Annotated in this window: 20 protein-coding genes and 2 pseudogenes; 3 read left to right on the top strand and 19 right to left on the bottom strand. The window is 61.4% G+C overall.

Annotation, left to right across the window (positions count from 1 at the left end):
- The first annotated feature begins 336 nt into the window (after nucleotides 1–336).
- Both FOY51_RS06405 and FOY51_RS06400 read left to right on the top strand, forming a co-directional pair.
- On the top strand, nucleotides 337–1,341 hold the full coding sequence (locus FOY51_RS06405; protein ID WP_149429333.1) for an ABC transporter substrate-binding protein: 1,005 nt from the start codon (nucleotides 337–339) through the stop codon (nucleotides 1,339–1,341).
- 3 nt (nucleotides 1,342–1,344) lie between these two features.
- Nucleotides 1,345–1,818 (top strand): NUDIX hydrolase, encoded by a 474-nt coding sequence (locus tag FOY51_RS06400; RefSeq protein ID WP_149429332.1) that lies wholly within the window; start codon nucleotides 1,345–1,347, stop codon nucleotides 1,816–1,818.
- On the opposite strand, the pseudogene FOY51_RS06395 reads toward FOY51_RS06400, so the two are convergent.
- The 4 genes and pseudogenes from FOY51_RS06395 to FOY51_RS06380 form a co-directional block, all read right to left on the bottom strand.
- Nucleotides 1,815–3,289 (bottom strand): annotated as a pseudogene (locus FOY51_RS06395) (carotenoid oxygenase family protein). The gene FOY51_RS06400 and the pseudogene FOY51_RS06395 overlap by 4 nt on opposite strands.
- A 127-nt stretch (nucleotides 3,290–3,416) precedes the next feature.
- Entirely contained in the window at nucleotides 3,417–4,013 is a 597-nt protein-coding gene (locus FOY51_RS06390) for a CHAP domain-containing protein (protein WP_149429331.1), read from the bottom strand.
- A gap of 29 nt (nucleotides 4,014–4,042) precedes the next feature.
- Nucleotides 4,043–4,460, bottom strand: a pseudogene (locus FOY51_RS06385) (VOC family protein).
- A 337-nt stretch (nucleotides 4,461–4,797) separates the two neighbouring features.
- Nucleotides 4,798–5,907, bottom strand: a complete 1,110-nt coding sequence (locus tag FOY51_RS06380) for a ParB/RepB/Spo0J family partition protein (protein WP_149429330.1) — start codon at nucleotides 5,905–5,907, stop codon at nucleotides 4,798–4,800.
- Nucleotides 5,908–6,507: 600 nt separating this feature from the next.
- On the opposite strand from FOY51_RS06380, the gene FOY51_RS06375 reads away from it, so the two are divergent.
- Complete coding sequence (locus FOY51_RS06375; protein ID WP_149429329.1) at nucleotides 6,508–7,407, top strand: MerR family transcriptional regulator; 900 nt, start codon at nucleotides 6,508–6,510, stop codon at nucleotides 7,405–7,407.
- 442 nt (nucleotides 7,408–7,849) lie between these two features.
- On the opposite strand, the gene FOY51_RS27940 is transcribed toward FOY51_RS06375, so the two are convergent.
- The 15 genes from FOY51_RS27940 to FOY51_RS06300 form a co-directional block, all read right to left on the bottom strand.
- The gene (locus tag FOY51_RS27940; protein WP_149429328.1) at nucleotides 7,850–8,020 is read right to left on the bottom strand and encodes a transposase; all 171 of its coding nucleotides are present in this window, start codon (nucleotides 8,018–8,020) and stop codon (nucleotides 7,850–7,852) included.
- A gap of 53 nt (nucleotides 8,021–8,073) precedes the next feature.
- Nucleotides 8,074–8,631, bottom strand: a complete 558-nt coding sequence (locus FOY51_RS06365; protein WP_149429327.1) for a PaaI family thioesterase — start codon at nucleotides 8,629–8,631, stop codon at nucleotides 8,074–8,076.
- 109 nt (nucleotides 8,632–8,740) lie between these two features.
- Nucleotides 8,741–8,791 (bottom strand): KxYKxGKxW signal peptide domain-containing protein, encoded by a 51-nt coding sequence (locus tag FOY51_RS27935; protein ID WP_353961359.1) that lies wholly within the window; start codon nucleotides 8,789–8,791, stop codon nucleotides 8,741–8,743.
- 320 nt (nucleotides 8,792–9,111) lie between these two features.
- Nucleotides 9,112–10,584, bottom strand: coding sequence for a DHA2 family efflux MFS transporter permease subunit (locus tag FOY51_RS06355; protein WP_149429326.1), 1,473 nt, complete (start codon nucleotides 10,582–10,584; stop codon nucleotides 9,112–9,114).
- Nucleotides 10,585–11,073: 489 nt separating this feature from the next.
- Nucleotides 11,074–12,111 (bottom strand): ketoacyl-ACP synthase III family protein, encoded by a 1,038-nt coding sequence (locus FOY51_RS06350; protein ID WP_149429325.1) that lies wholly within the window; start codon nucleotides 12,109–12,111, stop codon nucleotides 11,074–11,076.
- Nucleotides 12,112–12,182: 71 nt separating this feature from the next.
- The gene (locus FOY51_RS06345; RefSeq protein WP_149429324.1) at nucleotides 12,183–13,157 is read right to left on the bottom strand and encodes a methyltransferase; all 975 of its coding nucleotides are present in this window, start codon (nucleotides 13,155–13,157) and stop codon (nucleotides 12,183–12,185) included.
- Nucleotides 13,158–13,341: 184 nt separating this feature from the next.
- Nucleotides 13,342–14,700, bottom strand: a complete 1,359-nt coding sequence (locus FOY51_RS06340) for a cytochrome P450 (protein ID WP_149429323.1) — start codon at nucleotides 14,698–14,700, stop codon at nucleotides 13,342–13,344.
- A 96-nt stretch (nucleotides 14,701–14,796) separates the two neighbouring features.
- Nucleotides 14,797–15,774 (bottom strand): Rieske 2Fe-2S domain-containing protein, encoded by a 978-nt coding sequence (locus FOY51_RS06335; RefSeq protein ID WP_187776198.1) that lies wholly within the window; start codon nucleotides 15,772–15,774, stop codon nucleotides 14,797–14,799.
- Between the two features lie 58 nt (nucleotides 15,775–15,832).
- Nucleotides 15,833–16,996 (bottom strand): ferredoxin reductase, encoded by a 1,164-nt coding sequence (locus tag FOY51_RS06330; RefSeq protein ID WP_371830409.1) that lies wholly within the window; start codon nucleotides 16,994–16,996, stop codon nucleotides 15,833–15,835.
- A gap of 2 nt (nucleotides 16,997–16,998) precedes the next feature.
- Nucleotides 16,999–17,868, bottom strand: coding sequence for a cyclopropane mycolic acid synthase family methyltransferase (locus tag FOY51_RS06325; RefSeq protein ID WP_149429320.1), 870 nt, complete (start codon nucleotides 17,866–17,868; stop codon nucleotides 16,999–17,001).
- 1 nt (nucleotide 17,869) lies between these two features.
- Entirely contained in the window at nucleotides 17,870–19,222 is a 1,353-nt protein-coding gene (locus FOY51_RS06320; protein WP_149429319.1) for a cytochrome P450, read from the bottom strand.
- Nucleotides 19,223–19,230: 8 nt separating this feature from the next.
- Nucleotides 19,231–20,346: a fatty acid desaturase family protein gene (locus FOY51_RS06315; protein ID WP_149429318.1), complete on the bottom strand. Its 1,116-nt coding sequence runs from the start codon at nucleotides 20,344–20,346 to the stop codon at nucleotides 19,231–19,233.
- A gap of 26 nt (nucleotides 20,347–20,372) precedes the next feature.
- A complete protein-coding gene (locus FOY51_RS06310; protein WP_235916147.1) occupies nucleotides 20,373–21,242 on the bottom strand; it encodes an SAM-dependent methyltransferase in 870 nt (289 codons plus the stop codon).
- A gap of 37 nt (nucleotides 21,243–21,279) precedes the next feature.
- Nucleotides 21,280–22,284 (bottom strand): 3-oxoacyl-ACP synthase III family protein, encoded by a 1,005-nt coding sequence (locus FOY51_RS06305; RefSeq protein WP_149429317.1) that lies wholly within the window; start codon nucleotides 22,282–22,284, stop codon nucleotides 21,280–21,282.
- Nucleotides 22,281–22,556, bottom strand: a complete 276-nt coding sequence (locus FOY51_RS06300; RefSeq protein ID WP_149429316.1) for an acyl carrier protein — start codon at nucleotides 22,554–22,556, stop codon at nucleotides 22,281–22,283. The genes FOY51_RS06305 and FOY51_RS06300 overlap by 4 nt, the downstream gene beginning before the upstream one ends.
- Nucleotides 22,557–22,558: the final 2 nt, after the last annotated feature.

Here is a 22,558-nt window from a genome sequence, read left to right as displayed (position 1 = left end):
CCGAGCGGTCCGCTCAATTGCCTCGGAGCGATCCGCAGGGTTCCGCTTCGTGCGTTCGAGGAGAATCGTAGACCGTGCAACGGTCCCGCGCGGACCCGGTCCTACTCTGTGTCGTATTTCCATCTTCGCCGCTGCAAAGCAGAGCAGTCAATGCCTGCGGAGCAACAACTCTCATCGTCGCCGACCACTCCCCTGACCAGCCGATTCAGCGGTTGTGACACGCCGATTACTACACAATTGCGTTGTGTGAGCAGACCGTTGCGGCATTCCGATCCGACACAGGTCTTGCGGCGTCGTGCGACGAGACGCGGTCGCCTGCCTAGTAACCTCAGCCGCATGCCCGCCCGTGCCACGTCCATTCCGACCCGACGACGGGCTTTGTCCGGTGTTGCCGCCGCCACGATGCTCGTTGCGATTGCCGGCTGTTCCGGTGCGACCACCGACGACGAGAGCTCGATCGTGCGCACGACGACGATGGTGGCCGGCGCCGGCGTCGTCGGGCTCGGGCGAGACACCGCTACCGCGTGCCCCACCCCGACGCCGCCGGATTCGCCGGACGTCGATCCGCAGCGGATCGTGGTGCTCAGCACGCAAGCTCTCGATACGGCGTGCGCGCTCGGTGTGTGGGAGCGCGTGGTCGGCGCTGTCACCCCCGACGCGGGCACGCAGCCGAAGTTCTTCGGCGACGGCATTGCCAAGATTCCGAGTGTGGGATCTATGGCCGCGCCCGACGTCGCCAAGATCGCAGCGCTCAAACCCGACCTGATCCTGGGGACGACGCCGCCGAGGCCCGACGTGATCGGCAAGCTGCAGGGCATCGCTGCGACGACGTTCGACAACCTCTTCCCGGACTGGAAGCAAGAGTTTCTTGCCGGTGCCGAGGCACTCGGACGGCGTCAGGCAGGACAGCAGGCGCTCGACGACTTTCAGCGTCAGGCCACCGATACGGCCGTGCAACTCGGAGCGTCGCAGTCGGAGGCGTCGGTAGTGCGCTTCACCGCCGATGGAGCGCAGATCGAGGGAAACGACACGTTCGCGGGTCGGATCCTTGCCGACGCAAGCGTGCGTCGGCCTGCTTCACAGCGAGGCGGCTCGTTCGACCTCGACACCGCCGATCCGAAAGCAGCGGACGCCGACCTGATCTACGTCATCTTCGACGGTGAGAAGGGCAAGGAACACGGCACCGACGTGATGACGACGGATGCCTGGGAGAAGTTGGGCGCCGTCGACGATCACCGAGTCTTCACGGTCGCGGACGCCATCTGGAATGGTACGGGCCTCACCGCAGCGAAGGCCGTGTTGAGCGACCTCCACGAATCGCTCAACGGATACACGAACTGATCGATGCCGGTCCCCGATTTCGTTCTCGAACTGCGCTCGAAGATCGGCCACGGCCCGTTGTGGCTCTCCGGTGTCAGCGTCGTGGTCCTCGACGACGCGGATCGAATCCTGTTGACGCGCAGGGCCGACAACGGTCGGTGGGCTGTGGTCTCGGGCATTCTCGAGCCGGGTGAGGAACCCGGTCCGACCGCGCTCCGCGAGGTTCGCGAAGAAACAGGAATCGTGGCCGAGTTGATTCGACTGACCAGCGTCGATGTCACAGCCCCCATCGTCTACCCCAACGGCGACCACACGCAGTACCTCGATCTGTGCTTCCTGGCCCAATTCGTCTCCGGTGATGCGCATGTCGCCGACGACGAGAACCTGGAGGTCCGGTGGTTCTCGATTCAGGATCTACCTGAAAACCTCACGCCCACATCGTTGTTGCGAATCGAGAAGGCACTGGCAGGCAACGTGGAGACCTGGTTCGCTCGCTAGCCGGCGGTCGGCAGCCAATTTCCGTGGAAGCCGTGCGGTACCCGTGCGGGTAAGTGCACGGTCGCGACCCGTTCGAGCGACGATGCGTCGAGCATGACCAGGTCGCTGCGGTCGGTCGATTTGTCGTAGACGAAGCCCATCACGATGCCGTCGTCCTCCGGAGCATCGGATGTCGTTGGGACGAAGACGAATTCGCCGGGTTCGGTGTACGGTCCGAAGGACACAGTTGTGGACGAGTCAGCGATCAGATCGTGTTTGACGAGCGCATCGGGTGTACCGAAGCCGTCGGCAGCAGGTTGGAACCCGACCGTATAACCGAAGCGATGGCGTTTGCCGACCAGGCGATCGTCGACGCGCGGGAAGTCCTGCGAACGATCGTCGAGGCGCTGCTCGCGCAGTGTTCCGTCCGAGAGATCTATGGTCCAGCGGTCGAGCGACTTGGTGTCGGTGAACGGGTCGCCCTTGTCGTTGTAAGTGCTGCCAAGACGGGCGACGTCGAGCACAACGGTGTTCGCGTCGTCGTAGGCGTTGAGCGGGTGGTAGACGAAACACGGCTGCACCTCGAACCATCGGATCTGTGACGCGTCACCGTCACGAGGCATAAGACCAACTCGCGCTTGATGTTTCGGATCCCATCGGTACGGCCAACCGAACTTCGGTTGTGGCCGGCTCGATCCCCGCATCACCGCACCGGCGACTGGCCCCGGCATGGCATGTTGCGACGCGAAACGAGTCAAGCGCGCGGCAATGGACTTCGCGGGGCCACTCTTCGCGAGAACCGAGAGGTCGCGGACGACTGGCAAGTCGTAGATGACGACGAATCTTTCGGTCAGCGAGAAGTCGTGCATCATGACGTTTGCGGGCATCGGGATGTCATTGCTCGTTTGATGAAGCCGTCGGTGTCGGTGACCGTGTACCGAATCGTGCTGGCGCCGAACAAGCTGTAGGACAGGGCGTGCAGCTCGCCGGTAACGGGGTCACGCTTGGGGTGCCCGCTGTAGCAATCTCGCAACGTGCCGCCGAAGTCTGAGCCGCCGATCGTGTGGAGGTCGTCGGTCAGCTCATAGGGTCGCCCGCCGCCCTCGACGAGCGCGAACGTGCGGCCGGCGTGGCCGATCACGTTGGTGTTTGCGCCGAAGTCGAACCCACCACGGTGCGCCCCGCCGGGCCATTGTTCGCCCAGCGACCGACATACTTCTGCCGATCGGATCCAGCGGTTGCGATACCACTGCGCCTGCCCATCGCGAATGCGTAGGCCGTGGACCATGCCGGTGCCGAGAAACAGTTCGTACTTTGCCGGATCGGGATCGATCGGATTGGGTCCGATACGCAGGTAGCGGCCGTCGAGAAAGTCGGGGATGGTCCCGGCGACCTCGAGATCGCGTGCCGAAATCTCCTGCCGCACAGGGGCATAGTTCCCACGAAGGTATGGGTTGGGAGATTGCCTGTCGGTGTCGACCAAAGTTGTCATGGTTCGATCTTCGTCGCGGAGCATCCCCGCTCGCGACGCCCGAATGGAATTCGGCTGTCAACCGATCGGTGGACACCGAGGCGTTTGCGTGGATTTTCTCCCGGTATCCGGGAGGTAATCCACACGATCAGGTCTCGAGTCGCCCGAACCCCACGACCGCCGAATCGTCGTTCCAATCGACTGTGTGCACGCGGATCTTGCCGAGTTCGTTGCCGCCGACCGTGGTTGCGGTGTCGCCATCGACGGCAACGACCACGTTGGTGTGCTGTCCGATCCAGCTCGAATTGTCGTAGAGCACAACGTCACCGACGGCGGGACGGTAGTTCCCGACAGGCTCGAACCTGCCTTCGCCCTGGTAGTACTCCTGCAAGGTGTAGACGCCCGGGATCCGCCACGAGCCCGAGTTCGGATTCGACAACGGTTTACCGGCTTCGCGCATCACCCAGCTGACGAAGTCGGCGCACCATGGCTCCTTGACGCCCTCCGAGTAGAAGGTGCCGGGGCGCTGCTGCTCGTGCTGTTCGCGTAACAACTCGACCACGCGCGCTTGATCGGGTGACAGAGCCGACGTGTCGACTGCAGGAAAGTCGGCGGTGTCCCACGGTAGATATCGACTCGGCGCCCACCACAGGATGCCCGCAGCAGCGATGATCAGAATTGCGACAGCTGCCGCGCCCCAGGGCGCGAGACGCCTGCGTTTACGGGTCGGCTCAGCTGTGGTCATGCCCAAGAGTAGCTGGACCGCAGACCTGGTCAGCTCGGCGCAGCGTTCTCCCACAGTCCGATCGTGTTGTTCTCGGTGTCGGTGAAGTAGGCGAAGAAGCCCACATCGCCGGCGGGGCTTCCTGGATGTGACCGTCGAACCGCCGAGTTTCTCGATCTGCGCAAGGGCGGCGTCGATGTCGGGGACATCGACGGTGATCACAGGACCGGTCGGGCTGCCACTGTCTCGTTTGAACATGCCGCCGTTGATGTATCCGGCCTCGGTCGGCATTCCCGAATCCTCGACGGGACCCGTCGATGCCATCGTGTAGTCCATGCCGGGCATCTCTAGGACGTTCCAGCCGAACGCTTGCCGATAGAACTCTGGTGCGCGGTCTCCGTCGTCGAACGGGACCTCGAATTGAACTATTCGCCCTGTCTTTGCCGGCTCCTGGCGTCGTCGGTTGATTTGACTGCTATCGCAGTAGGCTCGCGACGACGCACGCAGGTCGCCGAGTTCAGTCAACTGCTATACACGGCCCGGCGGCCACCTCGACGGCTCGCCTGCAGGGACTCTGGTGCGGCGGGAAACGATCACCACGGAACGCTGTTGTCGCTGTTCAAGCAGATCAACGGCTCCAGCTACCAGATCATGGCGACCGCTGACCAAGGTAGACATGTGCAGCGATTCAAGGCAGCCACCGGGCGCCGGCTTGAATACCGCGCATTTCGCCAACCGGGACGACCGAGTTGGTAGCTGCCAAATTGACCTGTCCAGTATGTCCTTCTCCAGCTTTACCAATACCTCAGCCCCAAAATCCGGACCGTCGATGGCATTCGTCGGCGCTCGGATCGACCGGCAGGTTCGACGCTGTGGATTGCGACTTGACAGTTCTGGCGAAGTCTTCCCAGGCCTGGGCAGATTCAAGGGCAACTCTGAACATGGTGTCGCGCAGATGAGGGGGAACCGCGCGAGCGAGCGCCGACCATTCCTCACGATTTGTAGTCGGGAGATCAAGGAGCCGGAGAATCAGACGCCCCTTCTCATTGAACCGAAGAGACGGATCCTTTCGCAAGGACTGCAACGTGGCTCCGATCGGGTCGGACCGATTCTGCATTTTCGGCGCGGGCAGCTCGGGAGGTGTGGCTCGCGGGCCAGACCGGTGCGAAGTTCCAGGCTCCGCACGGTCTGGATTCGATACCCCGCCATCAGGCGCTTTGTCATCGGTGTCCGCTCTACCGTCCCGCAGGCGACGGCGCACGTCGAGAGCTGTGCTGGGAGCGATCCCCGCAGCCTCGGCGATCTCGCGGACGCTCGCCGAGGGTTTCTGGGCAAACAGCTCACGAGCACGTGCACGACCGGAGGCGGCATCCAGAACCGTCACTCGACCGCCGCGTCCGACTCTGGTGTTCGGCTGGATATCTTCGCCAGCCGAACACCGACGAATCGAACCAACCGTCTTGTGCGACAGGCCGGTCACGGCGGCGATCGACCGGTCGGACAACTGGGAATGAGTGTCGATCAAACGTTGGGCAGCCATCTTGCGATCGGCTAGCGACAACGGCAGACCGTGGGAAGTGTTCGACTTAACTGCCAATAGGAAGACGTCTTCGGCGGCACCGTCGAAGAACTGAACTCTGATTGTTGCGTCGCCGCGAAGTTCGGCCACATGCAGGCGATGCATTCCGTCGATAACCCGCATTGACGGTCGATGGACCAAGATCGGCGGTAGATCAGCGAGGCTACATTCAATGAGCGCCTGTACATGCGACTCATCAATTCCCGCGGAGCGCGGCGAATCTCCGATTCGCAGCATATTGATTGATACGTGAACTACTTTGACGCCGCTTTCGATGCTACGTATCATGGGTGTATAATCAGCACGCTCGCCAACCTTCTCCGTCGATATCGACATTTGAACTTCCCCCGTGCAATGCGCTGTCAAGCTAGGGTTTCCTTCCTATGAGTAGAAGGACCAATCGTGCAACAACTGCTACCCGCTCCGGGCATATCTGTCGCACATCTTTGCACCAATCCACGTCGGGCTCCGAAGCCACACAGGCCTCGCGCTCCACCGCGTTCGAATGGTGATCGTCTCGTCGAAACGGCCCGGCCACAACCTCCGATCTAGCCATATCCTGAGGTCACCCGTCGACAAGACGGCGATTCGATTATCGCTGCGCCGATACTAGCTAGGTCTGACAATCGAGATTGCTCGGGCTCCCAGTCAACCTCACCCATCGCGACAAGTTGCGGTCCTCGTCCCATTGCGCATAATCGTGCGGATGCCACGATTTCGCTATTGCCGATGACGATTGACGTTCTCGTCGGCGACCGGCCTCCCGCAACCCGCAACAGATCGAGCTCAGTAAGAAGTCGTCCCATTTCTTTCCTGTCCCAAGGTTCGGCAGCGGACCGGGTCTCGCCGCTGTGGCCAGCTTGCCCGTATGGTAGAGGTTCCAGTCTGGTGGAGGTTCAAGCAACTGTGACGGACAACACATTTTCTGGTCGGATCATGGGTATCGGACAGCTGGCAGCCGCAGCAGACCTCCCGGTGCGAACAATTCGGTTCTACTGCGACCACGGCATCCTCGAGTCACAGCGAAGCTCGGGTGGGCACCGTGTGTTCGATGCTGATATAGCGATCGGACACGTAGTGCTGATTCGGCGACTGCGCGCTTTGGGGCTCGGGCTGCCTGTGATCGCGGACGTGCTGCACGATCAACGATCTCTAGGCGAGGCCGTTGCGGTTCAATGCGCCGAGCTAGACGTCGAACTCGCAACGCTGGCCTGGAGGCGAGCCTCGCTGCGCGCGATCGAATCGGCCCCACCAAAACAGCGCGCCGCGCGCTTGGCGCTGCTGGCCGCAGCGCAAGACGGCCACGCCGCCCACGAGGAGCTCGTACGATTCTGGCGATCGATTCTAGGTGCGATGGGTCCCAAACATTTCGACGGGTATCTGGCCATGAGCGTGCCCGAACCACCCGCGAGCCCCGACCCCACCGATGTCCTTGCTTACGCGGAATTGACCGACATCGTCACCCGCCCACGGAGCAAAGCAGCCGTGTGGGAACAGATCTGGAAGACACAGCTCGGACAGATCCGGGATCAGCGCGGCTTTCTGACTGACCTGGCTCGTGTGTGCCTCAACGTGCTGCCACTCGTAACCCAAGGCGTGCAACCGCACCCAGGCAGCGAACTGGATGCCTTCGTCGCCGCCCACGCCACTGCCCGCAAACAGCACGATTCGCCGCACTTCCGCGGCCGGCTTCTGCAAGAGGCTCGCTACGCCGACCCCAATACGTCTCGCTACTGGGCATTGACCGCCGAACTCCTCGGAACACCAGCTACAGTCGGCCACGCCCACCACTGGCTTTGTCAAGCACTGAACTATTCCGTGCATCTGAAGCGGTGACAGCAGGCCACCGCTACGGTGCACCTGATTGTCCGCAGGGTGACGCGGACGAATTGACTCGGCTGTCACAGAGGTTGAGCGGCCGGTTCCAACAGTCGTTTGGGTGCACGCCGTTGGCCTGAACCGCCGAACTGCGGTGATGCTGTAACCGAGCAAACGGCTGATATCCTCTGACACGGAATCGCGAGTCGTCGAGAAACTACGCCTCCTGGGGTCGCAACCACCACTCGCAAATATTGGCCGGTAATAGCAGCGCATGGATCGGGCGAGCGGAAGCCGGCGCCACGCCAGGAGGGTACCAAGGAAAACGCACGAGCCAGCCTTCATCGTCATTGGTTCGGCGGTGATCGGCCGCTCGATCACGTGCAGCAGCGACTCGTGGGTGCGTTCATCGATCATCGATCCGATTTTGATCGCCTTGCCGTCGATCGTTGAGTCGAACTTAAAGTCCAACGCCCACAACGCTTTCGGTGCGTCGGGCTTGGACCTGCGGCACCCGGGAGATGCCAGCCCGCTTGCGTCGGGAATGCATCCGCGCCTGCAAGCCCTCCTCCTTCCACAGCCGGTGCACCTGCTTCCGGTTACCGCCGCACCTTCCCTCTTGCCGCAGCACCGCCCATAACCCGTGGCGCGGCTTAGTTCATATGCACAAGAAGGGACTGTTGCTCAAGGGCGTTGTTGCGGGTAACCATCGGAGCCGTTCAAACCACCAATACGAACGAAGCTGGCGGTGGCGTGCGCATAGCGTTTATCCGCCCCATCGAGGAGGTGAGCTTCAGCCGTGATTGTCGACCGCCCTACGTGCAGCGTGTTAGCTACCGCGCGAATAGTACCGTGCTGGAGTGAGACCGATCGCGTAAAATTGATATTCATGTTCACAGTGGAAAATATCGACTTGTCGACCATCGCCAGCTGAACAACACACCACATGGCAGAATCCAGAACCGTCGCGATCATCCCACCGGCCACCGCGCCGACAGGGTTCAAGTGCCGCTCGTCCAGCACTAATTCAACAACAACCCGATCTGGATCGGCTTCCGTAATAACAAAGTTCACCAATTCGTGAAATGGCGCCTTCGGAATGCTGCCAGAGACTAGGCCCTCGGATGCTTCCTCTTTGGACAACTGAAGGATTCGCATTGGATCGAGGGGAGCATCCCACTGCACCCGCAAGTGTCCCGACCCGTCCGGAAATTTGGTCAACGAAGCTGCGTCGTCTGCCATTCTCTAGCTCCATCCTTCGATAAGCGCTGTGCGGAGTTCGGGTCACACGTGAGACATGAAAACGTCCGATGTGCGCACGAGTCAGCCGAAAAGTCGCGACTCGCCATACTCATGGAAGACAAACGGACGCCCACGATCGACCCGACTTGTACATCCGGATCTAGTTGTCGCTCCTATCATATGGCGATCGATGAGCTGTCTGTCAATCTAGCGTGTTGAGTCGTAAAGCATTTGGCCGATCTACAGGTCATGAGACCGTTCGAAGTCCACGGTCTCGGCGTGTCGACCGACGCTTACGCCGAAAGCGCCTCGCATGCCAAGGTCGCCCATGACGCTGGAATAGACACCGGCTCAGCATCATTCATGCTGAGCTCACGCAGTAGATGGCGGCGGCGACTGACGGAGGCAGTCCGCCGTCGCGTGGCTCTAATCGACACCGCGGTGCCCCGCGAGTTCGAGTGCGCACGCAGTCGTGACTGGTTACGAACGGTCGACGTTGGTTTCCTCCAGAGGTGTGCTGGCGACGACAGTGCCGCCTGGACGAGAAGCGAAGAGGAACGACGCGACGATCCCAATAATGAGAATCGCCACAGGCAGATACATCGAGTCGCCGAGCGCCGAACTGAACGGATGGACCAAGGCTGCCGGCAGCTTCGTGTTCGCGCCAGCAGGCGCTCCGCCACCCTCGATGCCGTGCGCCGCCAAGCGCGCGGTGACGAGCGCACTCATCGCGGCACTACCGATTACCGCACCAACCTGACGCATCTCGTTGAAAACGCCAGATCCCGCTCCCGCCAACTGCATTGGCAAATTATGGGTCGCAATCGCCGCTAGCGGCGGCCAGATGCAGGCATTAGCGACACCGGACAAGGCCATGGGTAGCATCAACGCCGCCACCGAGGTCTCGGGCTTGACGAGCGTCGCAAACCAGGCCAATGTGCCTGCGAACAATACGAATCCGAAAGTCGGGATGATCCGCACGTTCAACTGATCGGAGATCCGCCCGAGTATCGGAGCCAAGAAGCCGGTAACGACGGGCATCGGCGCCAGCACCAAACCTGCTTTGGTTGGCGAGAATCCGAGGACCACTTGCAGGAAGAAGAACGTGGGCAACATGAATGCGGTGATCGATGCGCCCATCGACATGACCGCCACGCTCGACAAGGTGAAGTTACGATCCTTGAACAGTCTCAGCGGCATCAATGGCTCGCTAACAGTACGCCCCTGATACACGAGGAACCCTCCGAGCACGACGATACCGCCGGCGATGAGCCCCCACACCCATCCGGCCCAGTGATACGAATTGCCTTGCTGCAGGCCGTACACGAGCGCCGTCAGACCGATACCGCTCATGATGACGCCGGGGATGTCGAACTTGTGCGCCGAGGTCGGTAGGGCGGGCACCAACCACGCCGCGGCCACAAAGGCCACGGCGCCCACTGGCACATTCACGTAGAAGATCCACTGCCAACCGACGTTGTCGACCAGCACACCGCCGAGAATCGGCCCGACCAGCGTGGCCAGGCCGGCGACGCCACCCCACAAACCCATTGCCGCACCACGTTTGTCGGGCGGGAACGTCCTCGTGATGACAGACATGGTCTGGGGGTTCATCAGAGCAGCGCCGAGGCCCTGCACGGCACGCGCTGCGATCAGCACGCCGATGCTGCCAGCCAGACCGCATCCGAGCGACGCCAGCGTGAACACAGCCAGTCCCAGTAGATACATATTCTTCGGACCGAATCGGTCGCCGAGACGACCGCTAACCAGCAGTGGGACCGCATAGGTCAGAAGATAGGCACTGGTCACCCAGATGACGTTGGAGATGGAGGTGTCAAGGTCGGCCATGATCACCGGGTTGGCTACGGCGACTATGGTCGTGTCGAGCAGGATCATGAAGAAGCCGATGACCAGGGCGTAGAGCGCCGGCCACGGATTACGTTCGGTTGTCACGGAATTCACCCATCAGGGACGCATCGGCAGTTGAGGTGGCGGCAGCAGCAGCGGATCCAGGCGGTCCTTCGGTTCCGCGAGCACGCCGGTCTGCTCGTCGACTACCGGCCACGGCGAGTTCGCGCTCGCGTAGTTCGGCGATCAACCCTCGTGACCGATGCACTCGAGAAGTGAGAGTGATTCGGGTGTAGTCGGTTTCGACCCAGCAACGACACGGCATCGACTGCGCCGTCCTCCAGGTACTCATCTCCGTCAATATGTCCAGCTTCCGTTCGAGCTGCGAACATTTCGATACAGCAACGCGATCACCTCGTCGCGGTGGGGCTGATCTAGGTGACAACCGTCTTGTATCGGGTTCCGTTGCGGGACTGCTTGGTTTCCCTCTCCAGCGGATCGCGTTCGTCGTAGCCGACGTTCTCGGTCTCTCCGCCTCCAACGCGGTTTCGAAAACGGTCTCGGTGAGCTGGTTGAGGAGCCTAGCCGGTCGCATCAGTCAGCGCAGGCTTGCACGATCGTGCATGTCCAAGTGAACCCGCCACCAACACCCAGCAACGCCCCGAAACGGGCTGCAGTCAACAGCTGGTCATCCATGATCCGGGCAAGGTCTGCACCACAATCCGCAGGCCCGAGGTGACCGGTTTCAGAATAGAAGCTCACTATCTCTTTCGTCGCGAATTCCTCTAGGATGGATTCGTATATCCTGTCGGTCGCCCTGGCGCTCCAGCGGGGGAGCACGATCAGTTCCAACTCCTCAGGGGCAATGCCCGCTTCTTCGATGGCTTGGTCGAAGGCCGCGCGCACCTTCTGCTGGCTGATCTTGATAAACTCCGGGCGGCCGCCGACCGATTCAAACGCCATATTCCAATCGGAGTCTGCCAACTGAGTCGGCGATCCATTCCCCATCGGCACGTCGGCAAAGGCCCTGTCACCCCGCGTGAAAATATTGAACGCAGTGACCGCCTGTGTGCACACGCTGACAATTCGCAACCGATACCCACGTGTCGGTTCATTCGACAAGACGATCGCTGAGCCGCCGTCTCCCAACACGTAGACCTCTTGATTGTTCCACCGATCCACTCCCGGCAGTACAAAACGATCAGCTGCGGTCACCATCGCTGTGTGTACAGTAGGATCGGCATTCAGCCGAAGAGCCGCATCTTGTAACGCCAGCACACCCCCTTCGCATCCCTGATGAATCGTCATAGGCAAACAGTTGACTGCACCGATCTCGTTGGCAACGTAATGCGCCACCGACCAGAGATCGTGTCCCTGATAATAAATCCAGGAGTAGATGAGGAAGTCGATGTCGCTCGCCGCTCGGCCCGCACTCGCCAAGCACGACTTCGATGCCTGAATAGCCATTTCCGGACCCGACACATCGGCTGCTATGCCGAGCAGGTCGGTTGCCTTCCAGCCAGCCGATTCGGTGTCGATCTGTCCGCGAGCGACCGCTGCTTCCGCGGTGTCCCGACCGGGGGGAATCCACGCCGAAGCACCAGTTACCCATACCTCGTTATCAAATAGCATCTTATTTACCTCATACCGTGGCCGTCATGGATGCGCGACCAACATCGACATATCCGTACGAAAGATCCAGGCTAGGCAGAGCCCATGATCACCATTGACAGCCCACTCTTCAGCTTGACGACTTTCCGGACTGCGACACCAGCCTCATGACCAATGTCCTCGAGTTCTCCGACGGTCCGTTCCTTACCGTTCATTAGCACGAGGTTTCGAAGATCCATTTCGGTTTCCCGCAGCGGGTTGCCATCGGTGATCGCCCATTCGACGTTCAGGATCGGTGCATCCGGCGCCGCGTCGACACACCGGCTCAGAATCTTGGTCGCCTCCGCATCCGGCCAGTTGTGGAGAACATTGGCCAGGACGTAAACATCGGCCGCAGGCACAGCATCGAAGAACGATCCGCCCGCAAAACTGCAGCGGCCATCGAGACCTGATTGCTGGATAAGGTTGCTCGCCTGCGCTTCCAGATGCGGCTGGTCGAACACTGTTCCCTTCAAATGTGGTTGGGCGCCCAGGATCTCTGCGAGGAGAGCTCCGTTGCCGCCACCGACATCGACAATATGTCCAACATTGCTCCAGTCGTACGCTTCGATCAGCGATGGTGCCAGCCACTGGCAATGCAATTCCATCAAGCGGTTGAACGACTCGTCCTGTGCCGGCCGCTCGGCGAAGTCTTCCCACATCGGCTTGCCGTAGAAATGCTCCCAAGCCGCCGTGCCCGTGCGGACGGTGTGCAGCAGATCTGTGTACGAAAGTTCGATTCGTGCGCCCGCACCCTCAAGATCGAGCCACGCCTGCATCTGCTCCCCCGTACGAAGGCGCCGCGAATACGCATTCAACGCATAGCGTCCCGGTTCCGGCTCGTCGAATACCGACCGGACTACGAGAAAGCGCATCAGCCGCGCCAGCGTGGACGGATCGGAGTGGGTGATCGCAGCAAGTCGGTCACATTGATCCTCGCCTGCTTCGATATGATCGGCAATACGCAATGTCGCCGCCACTCGCACCGCCATTGGCGTCATCAAATCGGTCAAGTTCTCAGTGCTCATAATGCGAATCGTATCGAATGCAGTCCGGCACTACAAGATGTTCGAGCAGACATCTATTTCGCCTTCTCACAACGCTGACCGTGCCCATAGAAGCTCCTAATCTGCAGAATTTTTATAGAACGATGCAACTGCCGAGTGAATTGGGGCGGCTGTTCTCACATGGACAAGCCGAAAATTATCTTGCTCAGTCAATAAGTCCGAGCTTCCGCAACCGCACCGGCAGTTTGTCTTTGGGCACCGGCAGGGTGGTGTAGTCGAGTTTCCACTTATAATCCTCGGGAACCGACCATTCATACCGCAGCAGTAGGTGATGCATGATCGCCTTGACCTCCAGCTGCCCGAAATGCAAGCCAATGCACTTGTGCATCCCGCCACCGAATGGCATCCATGCGAATTTATGTGCCTTATCCTCACCCCTCTCGGCCGCGAAACGGCCCGGATCGAACGCCTCCGGGTCCGACCAGAGTGTCGGGTCGAAATGCGTCACCGTCGTCGATGCGCTGACAAACGTGCCCTTCGGGATGAAGTAGTCGCCGATATGAGTGTCGATCAACGCTTCCCGCGGCAGCCTAGGTACAGGCGCGTTGAGCCGCATGGACTCCCGCATGACGGCATCCAGCACGGCTAATTCCCCCATCCGCCGGTAGTCCAGCTCGCGGCCGAACGCCTGCGACTGGGCACGGGCCTTGGCCTGCCATTCAGGGTGCAGGGCCAAGTAATAGGCCATGGTGGTGAGGGCGATAGTGCTGGTATCGTGCGCAGCCATCAGAACGAAGATCATGTGGTTCACCACGTCCTCGTCGGTGAATACCTCACCTTCGGGCGACATCGCGTGGCACAGCACAGAGAAGAGATCATCGGTCTCGACCGCCCGCTTCGCCGCGAGCCGCCGAAAGAAGAACTCCTCCAATATCTTTCGGCCCGCCAGCCCTTTGGCCCACTTGGTGCCGGGCACATTATGCCGGACAATCGCGAGTCCGGCCGCAAGACAATCCTCGAAAGCCCGATTGATCCTCCGCGCTTCGCCAGCGGGCACGGCCAGTCCGAGAAACGTGCGCAATGCCAGATCCAACGTCAAGGCCTTGAACTCGGACAACAAGTGCACACCCTCACCGGCTGGGAACCGCCGCACTCCTTCAGCGACCACCGGCTCCATCGCCGCCAGATAGCGCTCGAGATGGCCGACCGCGAACGCCTGCTGCATGATTCGCCGGTGATACCGGTGTTCCTCGAAGTCCATCAGCATCAGGCCTCGATGGAAGAACGGACCTATAAAGAAGCTCCAGGCGGGTTCGCTTGCGAACGCCTTTTCCCGGTTCATCGCGATCTCTTCCACGCCGCTCGCCGTCAGCGGCATCACAACCTTATGTCGACCGAGGGTGTTCATGAACGTGATATCCCCGAACCGTGCACGCCGTTCCGTCACGACCCGCAACGGATCTCTGACGAACAACATTCTCTCTTGCAGCCACGAATAGCCGGTGCCGTGGATAGGTTTCAGCCCACTATCAAGCGGAGGTTGCGCCAAGATTGTGCGCGACATGATGATCCTTCAATCGTAATTTGTAGGGCCGATTGTTCGACCGGGGATTTTCCCCGGTCGAACATCGACCATCGGCGGCCGGCGAGCTTGACCAACTCAGATTGTTGTTCGATCGGCACCCGGCCGTGTCGCGGAAAAATGCTCGGCCCAGATTCGGTAGTCCCGCAAACACCGCGATTCGGAGGCTAAATACGGCGGGTCGGCGACCCACGTTTGATTTTCCCAAACAATCAAATCAGCTTCGAACTGGGCGATCAGAGCCGTGAAGATCGGATCGTAATCAATTTTCACCCTTGCGGATAATTCTTCGGTCACCCATACCGAGTAATAGACATCAACGCGACCGCCGCCGGTGGGAGTGACCGATGCCAGGAGCACGTGGTCGACTACGCCCCAATTCTCCACGGTGACGACGCCCGGGCCGAAATTCGTAAAGCGAACCCGGTGCGGCTTGGGGGACCCCGGTCCAATCTTGTAATCAACGGCATAGTCGGCCCGGAAAATATTCCCCGCGATAGAGTAGTTGGTTTGGACCGCGGCATCGGTAGCGAGGTGAATGTATTTGAAGTGCGCGAAATCGGTGCTGTGCTCGCCCGGTACGCGCGGATCGATCGCACGATCGCGATAGACGACCGCTCTACTGTCGCCCACACCATGGGAAGCCTTCATCTCGATGAGACTGGGCGTTGCCTCCCCACCGTGGACGTCTGGGATATCACACTCCTCGACACTGTCCGCGCGGCCGGTCCACACGAAGATGCCACCACTCCGCTCCACGCTCGGCCACGCTCGAATCCTGGCGTCCGGGACTTCGTTCGGGGCGTAGGGCACCCGTGCGCACAGGCCGGTGCGGTCCCAGGCCCAGCCGTGATACGGGCAGACCAGCGTGTCGTTCTTGATCCGGCCGCCGATGCCCAGATGGGCGCCGAGATGACCGCAATGCGCGTCAGTCACGGTAACCGTCCCGTCGGCCGTTCGCCACAACACGATCTCGGAGTCGAAGACTCTCCTCGTAATGACCTGTCCCTCAGAGCATTCGGCTGAGGTCCCGATCTGAAACCATCCCTGCAACATCGCCTGCTCAACTCCTCTGGGCCGATGTGTCGTTGACATCTTGTCTTCACCGTCGAATTCAGCAGTCCAGCGTGCAGTCCCCCGCGGCGGCGCTCACGCAGGTCTGGATCCGGTCGCCGGCCAGATACTCGATGCCCGAGCGCAAGTCGACCACCGCCCCCTGCGCCAACCCCACCAGACAGGTGTGGCAGATACCCATCCGGCAGCCGAATGGCATGGTGACGCCGATGCCCTCGCCCGCGTGCAATAAGGACGTCGCCCCATCGGCGATGACGGTCCGACCGGATTTGGCGAATGTGATCGTTCCACCCTCCCCAGCCGCGCCCCGGGGCAACTCGAAGCGTTCGGCACGGAGGCGATCCGCCAAACCCGCCTCGGTCCACCACCGTTCGGCGTCGTCGAGCAGTGAGGCAGGTCCGCACACCCAGCTCGGCCGCGCACGCCAGTCCGGCACGAGTTCGTCCAGCCGGGCCCGGGTGATCCGCCCATCCTCGAGCGTCTGCTGCGCCCGAAGCCGGTAGCGACCAGGGAACCGTCGCTCCAGCTCCTCGAGCTCGTCCGCGAACATCACGCCCGCTCGAGTCAATTCGGAATGCACGTGCACGATCTCGGTTAGGTTGTCGCGACGAGCCATGGTTCGCAGCATGCCCATTACCGGCGTGATCCCACTTCCCGCGGTCAGGAACAGGATTCGAGGCGGCGGCGGCTCGGGCAGCCGAAAATTGCCCGCGGGCAGCGCCAGTCGCACGATGGTGCCCGCGGGCACGCCACGGACCAGGTGCTCGGACAGAAAGCCGTCCGGCATCGCCTTGACCGCGATCGACACCGTCCCGGCGGCATCGCGGCGCGAGATCGCCCGATCCCGCCCGGGCGGTGAGATCAGCGAGTACGACCTCCAATGCCATCGGCCGTCGACACTGACGCCGATGCCGATGTACTGGCCCGGTTGGTAGTCGTAGCTGAATCCCCAGCCGGGCTTAATCACCAGTGTCGCCGAGTCGGGTGTTTCCGGTCGCACCTCGACGACGCGACCGCGCAGCTCCCGTGCGCTCCACAGCGGGTTGATCAGATGCAGGTAGTCGTCGGGCAGCAGCGGAACGGTCGCGCGAGCCGCTATCCCCCGCAATAGGTTCAGCGACCCACGGCCCGGCGCGGCGACATCAGCCACCGGGCCGACCAACCAGCGGCCGATGCCGTCCAAGGTATCAGCAATGTCGGGCACACTCACTCCTTCACGAGGGTGAACTGAATGACGTCGATGGCACCTTCGCGAAAGCTGTCCGCACATCCGGTGAGATACTTGAGGTACCGTTCGTAGACCGTCCGGCCGCCCACGGCCAGGGCCCGCGACTGCCGCGACTGCAGGGCATCGGCCCACAAATCGAGCGTGCGTGCGTAATGTAGCTGGAGGGCTTGCTCGCGCTCCAGGACATATCCGGCCGCAGGGCCGAGGTCGCGAATCTTTCGGGGGTCGGGCAGTTGACCACCAGGGAAGATCTCCTGCGAGACAAACAGTCCGAAGAGCAAGCGCTCGAAGGACGGAGAAATCCCCATCGCCGCGAGGTCCTGATCGTTGTAGAGCACGATCGTATGCAGCAGCATCCGACCAGCCGGGGGCAACAGCCGATACGTCTTCTCCAGGAACGCGGTGTGGCGCTCCTTCCGGAAGTGCTCGAAGGCACCGATACTCACGATCCGGTCGACGGGGCCGTCGAACTCCTCCCAGCCCTGCAGCCGGACCTCGGCGGTCCGGCCGGTCGGATTCGGCAGGGCGGCCAGTTCCGGGTTCACGCGGTCGTACTGGTTCCTGCTTAGTGTCAGACCTATGACATTGACGTCGTATTTTTGGAGAGCTCGCTTGATCGTCGAGCCCCACCCGCAGCCGACATCGAGCAGTGTCATCCCCGGCGCCAGGTTCAGCTTCCCGAGTGCCAGATCGATCTTGGCCAGCTGCGCTTCCTCTAGCGTCATGTCCTCCCGCTGAAAATATGCGCAGCTGTAGGTCATGGACGGGTCCAGGAACAGGGCGAAGAAATCGTCGGACAAATCGTAGTGAGACTGGACGTCTGAATAGAAGGGCTTTAAGTCCGACATATCACCCCACCTCGAGGTCGGACGCCGTCGACGGACGTTCGGTCAGCCGAATCTGACCGCCATACCGCGGACCGACCACAATATTGGGCAATCGGCTGGGGCCTTCCATGACCGGACGGCTCGGCGCGATGTCGTAACGCGTCAATACCGAACGCAGAATGATCGGAGACTCGGCCAGGGAGAATCCGGCGCCCAGGCAGCGCCGGACACCGCCGCCGAAGGGCTGCCACTTGCGGAGCTGATCGTCGGACTCACCGAGAAATCGTTCGGGACGAAACTCGGTCGGTTCCGGAAAGTAGCGTCCGTCTCGGTGCGGCGCGCTCAAGAACGGGAGCACCACGGTGCCCGCCGGAACCTCGCGCCCGGCGACCTTCACCGGTTCCGCCACCCGCCGCGCCGCGAATGCGACGACGGCGTGCAGACGCAAACTCTCCTTGAAGACTGCGGTGAGATAGCCTAGATCCCCGGCGTCCGCGGCGGCCTGCGCCTTCCGCTGGACATCGGGGTTGTAGGCCAGGTGAAGCAAGCACCACGCTAGCGCCTTCGCTGTGGACTCCTGACCCACCGTGACGAGCGAGACCAGTTGGTCGCGGACCTCGGCATCGGTCAGCCTGTCGCCGTCCATGTCGACGGCCAGCATTCTCGAAAGCACGTCTGCGCGCCCGTGGAGATCGGGATCCGTTCGGCGCTGGACGATCTCGCGATCCATGATCTCGCGGAGCCGAATCAGCGCCTGGCGGTACTCCAGCCCGACCCGGAACTTTTTCAGGGTAGGAACGGTCAGCCAGAGGATCTCCCCGACCCCGAGCGTTCCGATTCTGGCGGTCAGAGGCCGCAGTACCGCGGAACGCTCCTCATCCGAAACTCCGAAGACGGTGCGCAGGATTATCTCCAGCGTAATTCGCTGGGTGTTCTCCAGCGCGGTGGTCGGCGTGTCGAGAGGCCAATTCTTGGCATCCGCCTCGGCGAGGGTCTCGAACATCGTCGCGTAGCCGCGCAGCGCCGCTCCGGAGAAGGACGGCATCAACAGTCGCCGCAGCCGGGCATGCGCCTCCCCATCCACAGAGAGCACCGAGTGCTTTCCCCAGATGGGCCGCAGCGCATGGCTCTTGCCCGCCTCGTAGATCTGCGGGGACCCGGTCAGAACAGACCGCATCTCTTCGGGGTCCGCGACGACGAGTCCGGTCTTCGCCGATTTCGGACCGGGGTTGACCAGCCGCAATCGGAATACCTCTCCGTACTTGTGGCGCAGGGATTCTCCGCCGATCCACCAGGCGCGGCTGTATAGCAATATAGTCTGCGCCAACGCGGGCCACCACGGGCCGGGGAAGACGTCTGCCTGAGTTTTGTCCACGACGAGACCTACCTATTGATCGACTGCGGAGCGATGGCCGGCGGCAATGACATTTTCGCGAGCAGACCCCAGACGCGGAGCCACTGCCGCGGGAAGGAATCGATGGTGTACGGGATGTCGTACTTCTGGCACAGTTCCTGAACCTCCGGAGCGATCTCGGCATACCTGCTGCTCGGCAGATCGGGAAAGAGATGGTGCTCGATCTGATGCGTCAAATGACCGGAGAATATTCTGAAGAACGTGCCCGAATGAAAGTTCGCGCTGCCGACTATCTGCCGCACGTACCATTCGGACCGTGTTTCGTCCTCGATATCCGATTTCCGGAATTTCACCACGCTTGCCGGCCAGTGATTGCCCATCTGCAGCGAGTACACCCAGGAATTGCGGGCGATGTTCGCGGCGAGCACCGCCGAGGCGGCACGCCGCCAACCCTTGAAGGAGCCGCGGCTGGCCAGCGCCGGGTAGAGCACGTAGTCCTTGGCGTACAGCTTGATAATCTTGCGCTGCACCGTGTTCAGCTTGCCCTGAAAGGTGTCGTCGACATCTCGGCCGCGATTGATTGCGACCAGTTGCAGATTTCTGAACGCCACGCCGGTCGCGAAGATCAGCGTGAAGAACAGATTGAAGGGCAGATTGCCGAGGTGGATCGGCTTCCAGTTGCGTTCCGGAGTGAGCCGCAACAGTCCGAACCCGAAGTCTTCGTCCACGCCCATGATGTTCGTGTACTTGTGGTGGACCAGATTGTGCGATTGCTTCCAGAGTTCCGATGGATCGTCGAAGTCCCACTCGTAGGTGGCCGAGCTGACCTCCGGGTCGTTCATCCAATCCCATTGCCCGTGCAGGATGTTGTGTCCGACCTCCATGTTCTCCAGGATCTTGGCAGCCCCCAGCGCCGAGGCGCTGATGAACCACCCCCATCGATTGCGGGAGGCGGCCAGGACCAGCGCCAACCGGCTGACGACCTCAAGGGTGCGCTGCAGCCGGATCATGCCGTAGATGTACTGAGCGTCCTTCTCTCCGAGATCGGCGCGCACCCGTTCGTAGATCGCCGTCAACTCGGCGCCCAGCGACTCGATGTCCGACTCGCACAGATGTAGATCCTCGACCAGCTTCTTATTTGACATTGAACTTCCCCTTGCCGGTTGTCCGCTTATTCGAATGTGAATCGGAACAGGCTTGCGAACCGATACTTGAACGAGTGTTCACAGGTATCGAGGTAGCGCAAGTAATTGTCGTAGGTTTGCCGGCCGCTGATTTCAACCGCCCGGTCCCGGTTATCGACCAGACGTCGACGCCATTCCTGGATCGTTCGTTCGTAATGATGCGGGTCAATTCGCACGGCGACCGTGTCGAAAATCTTCTCACTTGCTTCGATGATCTCGGACACGTAGGGCGTCTCGGTGTCGGGGTAGATATGTTCGGCCACGAATTCCATATCGCGGATATATTGGCGGTCGAACTTGATGATATTTCCGCGGACCAGGGTCTGGAGTCCGAGGCGGCCGCCCGGCTCGAGCCAGGAGCGGCACTTCTCGAAGAAGGTGCGGTAGCCGGCCACCTTCTGCTCGCGGGTGAGCCCGCGCCGTGCGAAGTGTTCGAACGCGCCGAGCGAGATGATCGCGTCGTAGCGCCCCGTCGGCTGGTGATCGTGCCAATTCTCCAGCCGCACTTCGCATCCCGGAATATTCAGCGACTGGACCTTGTCGACCTGCTCCTCGCTCAGCGTTAGGCCGACGACCTCCGACACGTTATGCGCGCTGACCAGGCGATGGAGCATCGAACCCCAACCGCAGCCCACATCGAGGACGCGTCGAGCATTCGCACTTTGGGTCTGCTCGACGAAATAGTCGAGTTTGCGCAACTGCGCCGACTCAAGTGTGTCGCCCTCCCCCCACAGCGCACAGGAGTACACGACATTCTCGTCGAGCCACAATTCGTAGAAATCATTCGAAATGTCGTAGTGGTGGCTGATTGCCGTGTTTGATGCACCACTGTAGCCAGATTTCACCATTGCTGTCATTTTCACTCCCGTTGTCCTGATCCGTGCCGTCGATTGATTACCATCTGAGGACGACGATTCCGGTACTGATCCCGCTGCCGATACCGATCAATGCGACGAGGTCGCCCGGCCGAATTTGGCCGGTTTCAGCGGCGCGCACCAATTGCAATGGAATACCGGCGGCATTCGCGCTGCCATACTCGTCGACGGTGACGATCAGCTTCTCGGGCGGGATGGAGAGATCGTCGCCGACCTGTCGCAGGTGTGGGACCGACGTCTGACTCACGCAAACGAGGGCGAAGTCGTCCATCGTCAGGCCGTGGTCGGCGAGAAATTGCTCGATCACGGTGAACTTCATCGTCTGCATCGCACGCATCAGCTGCATCGGGCGTACCCGAAAGCTCAGCACTCGCAGGCTGCCGTCGTCCTCGTCGACCATGGGTGTCACCGCGGCGTCCCAGGCGGACGAGTGTGCGGCGAATCGGTGCCCGAGCACCTGATTCACCGGACCGGCCTCCAATAGCATCGCCGCGCCTATATCGGACATCGTGATGGCGGGGGCGTTCTCCACGTAGTCCTCGAGACTGTCGAAGTCGCGTCGCCGCAGCCGCGAGGGGATCTCGCCGCAGGTCAGCAGAATTCGCGCGTAGCGGCCGCTGCCGATCAGCGCGTCGCCGACCTCGATGGCGTTGAGCATGGACAGACATGCGTTCTTGACGTCGAAGACCGGACAGGAGGCTCCGAGTCGCTGTGCGACGATGTGCGCGGTCGCCGGCTCGAGTACATCGGCGCTGGCGGCGGCGAACATGATCAGCTCGATATCGTCTACGTCGCAACCGGTTTCGGCGAGCAACTTCATCGCCGCTTCGGCGGCGAGATCGGACGCGACCCACCCGGCTGGTGCGACATGGCAGTACCGCACCCCGGTAAGACGTTCGACGAGCCCCTCCGGGATGTCGAGTCGCGGATTCGCTACCATAATATCGCGTTCGACGGCGCTCGTCGCGCTTCGGTCTTCCGGTAGATAGACGGCCGTGCCGCGGACCCGGGTGCCTGGGCTCATCGCCCGCTGCTCCGGATTGCCGTATTGACCAGTCCGGCGATCTCGCCCACCGTCCTGACGGCCATCGCCTGCTGCTCGTCGAGGGTCACCCCGAAGTGGTCCTCGACCGCCACCAGGCCGCTGAGCAGCTTGAGCGAGTCGATGCCGGGCAGGTCGAGCATCCGGGTCTGCGCATCGACCTGCGCGACGTCGATATCGAGCCGTTTGGCGATCAGTTCGCGCACGTCGGTGAGGACCTGGTGCGAGTTCGGCTCTGTCAGTTTGTCGTTCATGG

Origin of the sequence: Antrihabitans cavernicola, assembly GCF_008297975.1 — a bacterium.
Lineage (GTDB): Bacteria > Actinomycetota > Actinomycetes > Mycobacteriales > Mycobacteriaceae > Antrihabitans > Antrihabitans cavernicola.
This window is presented reverse-complemented; position numbering and strand designations above follow the sequence as displayed.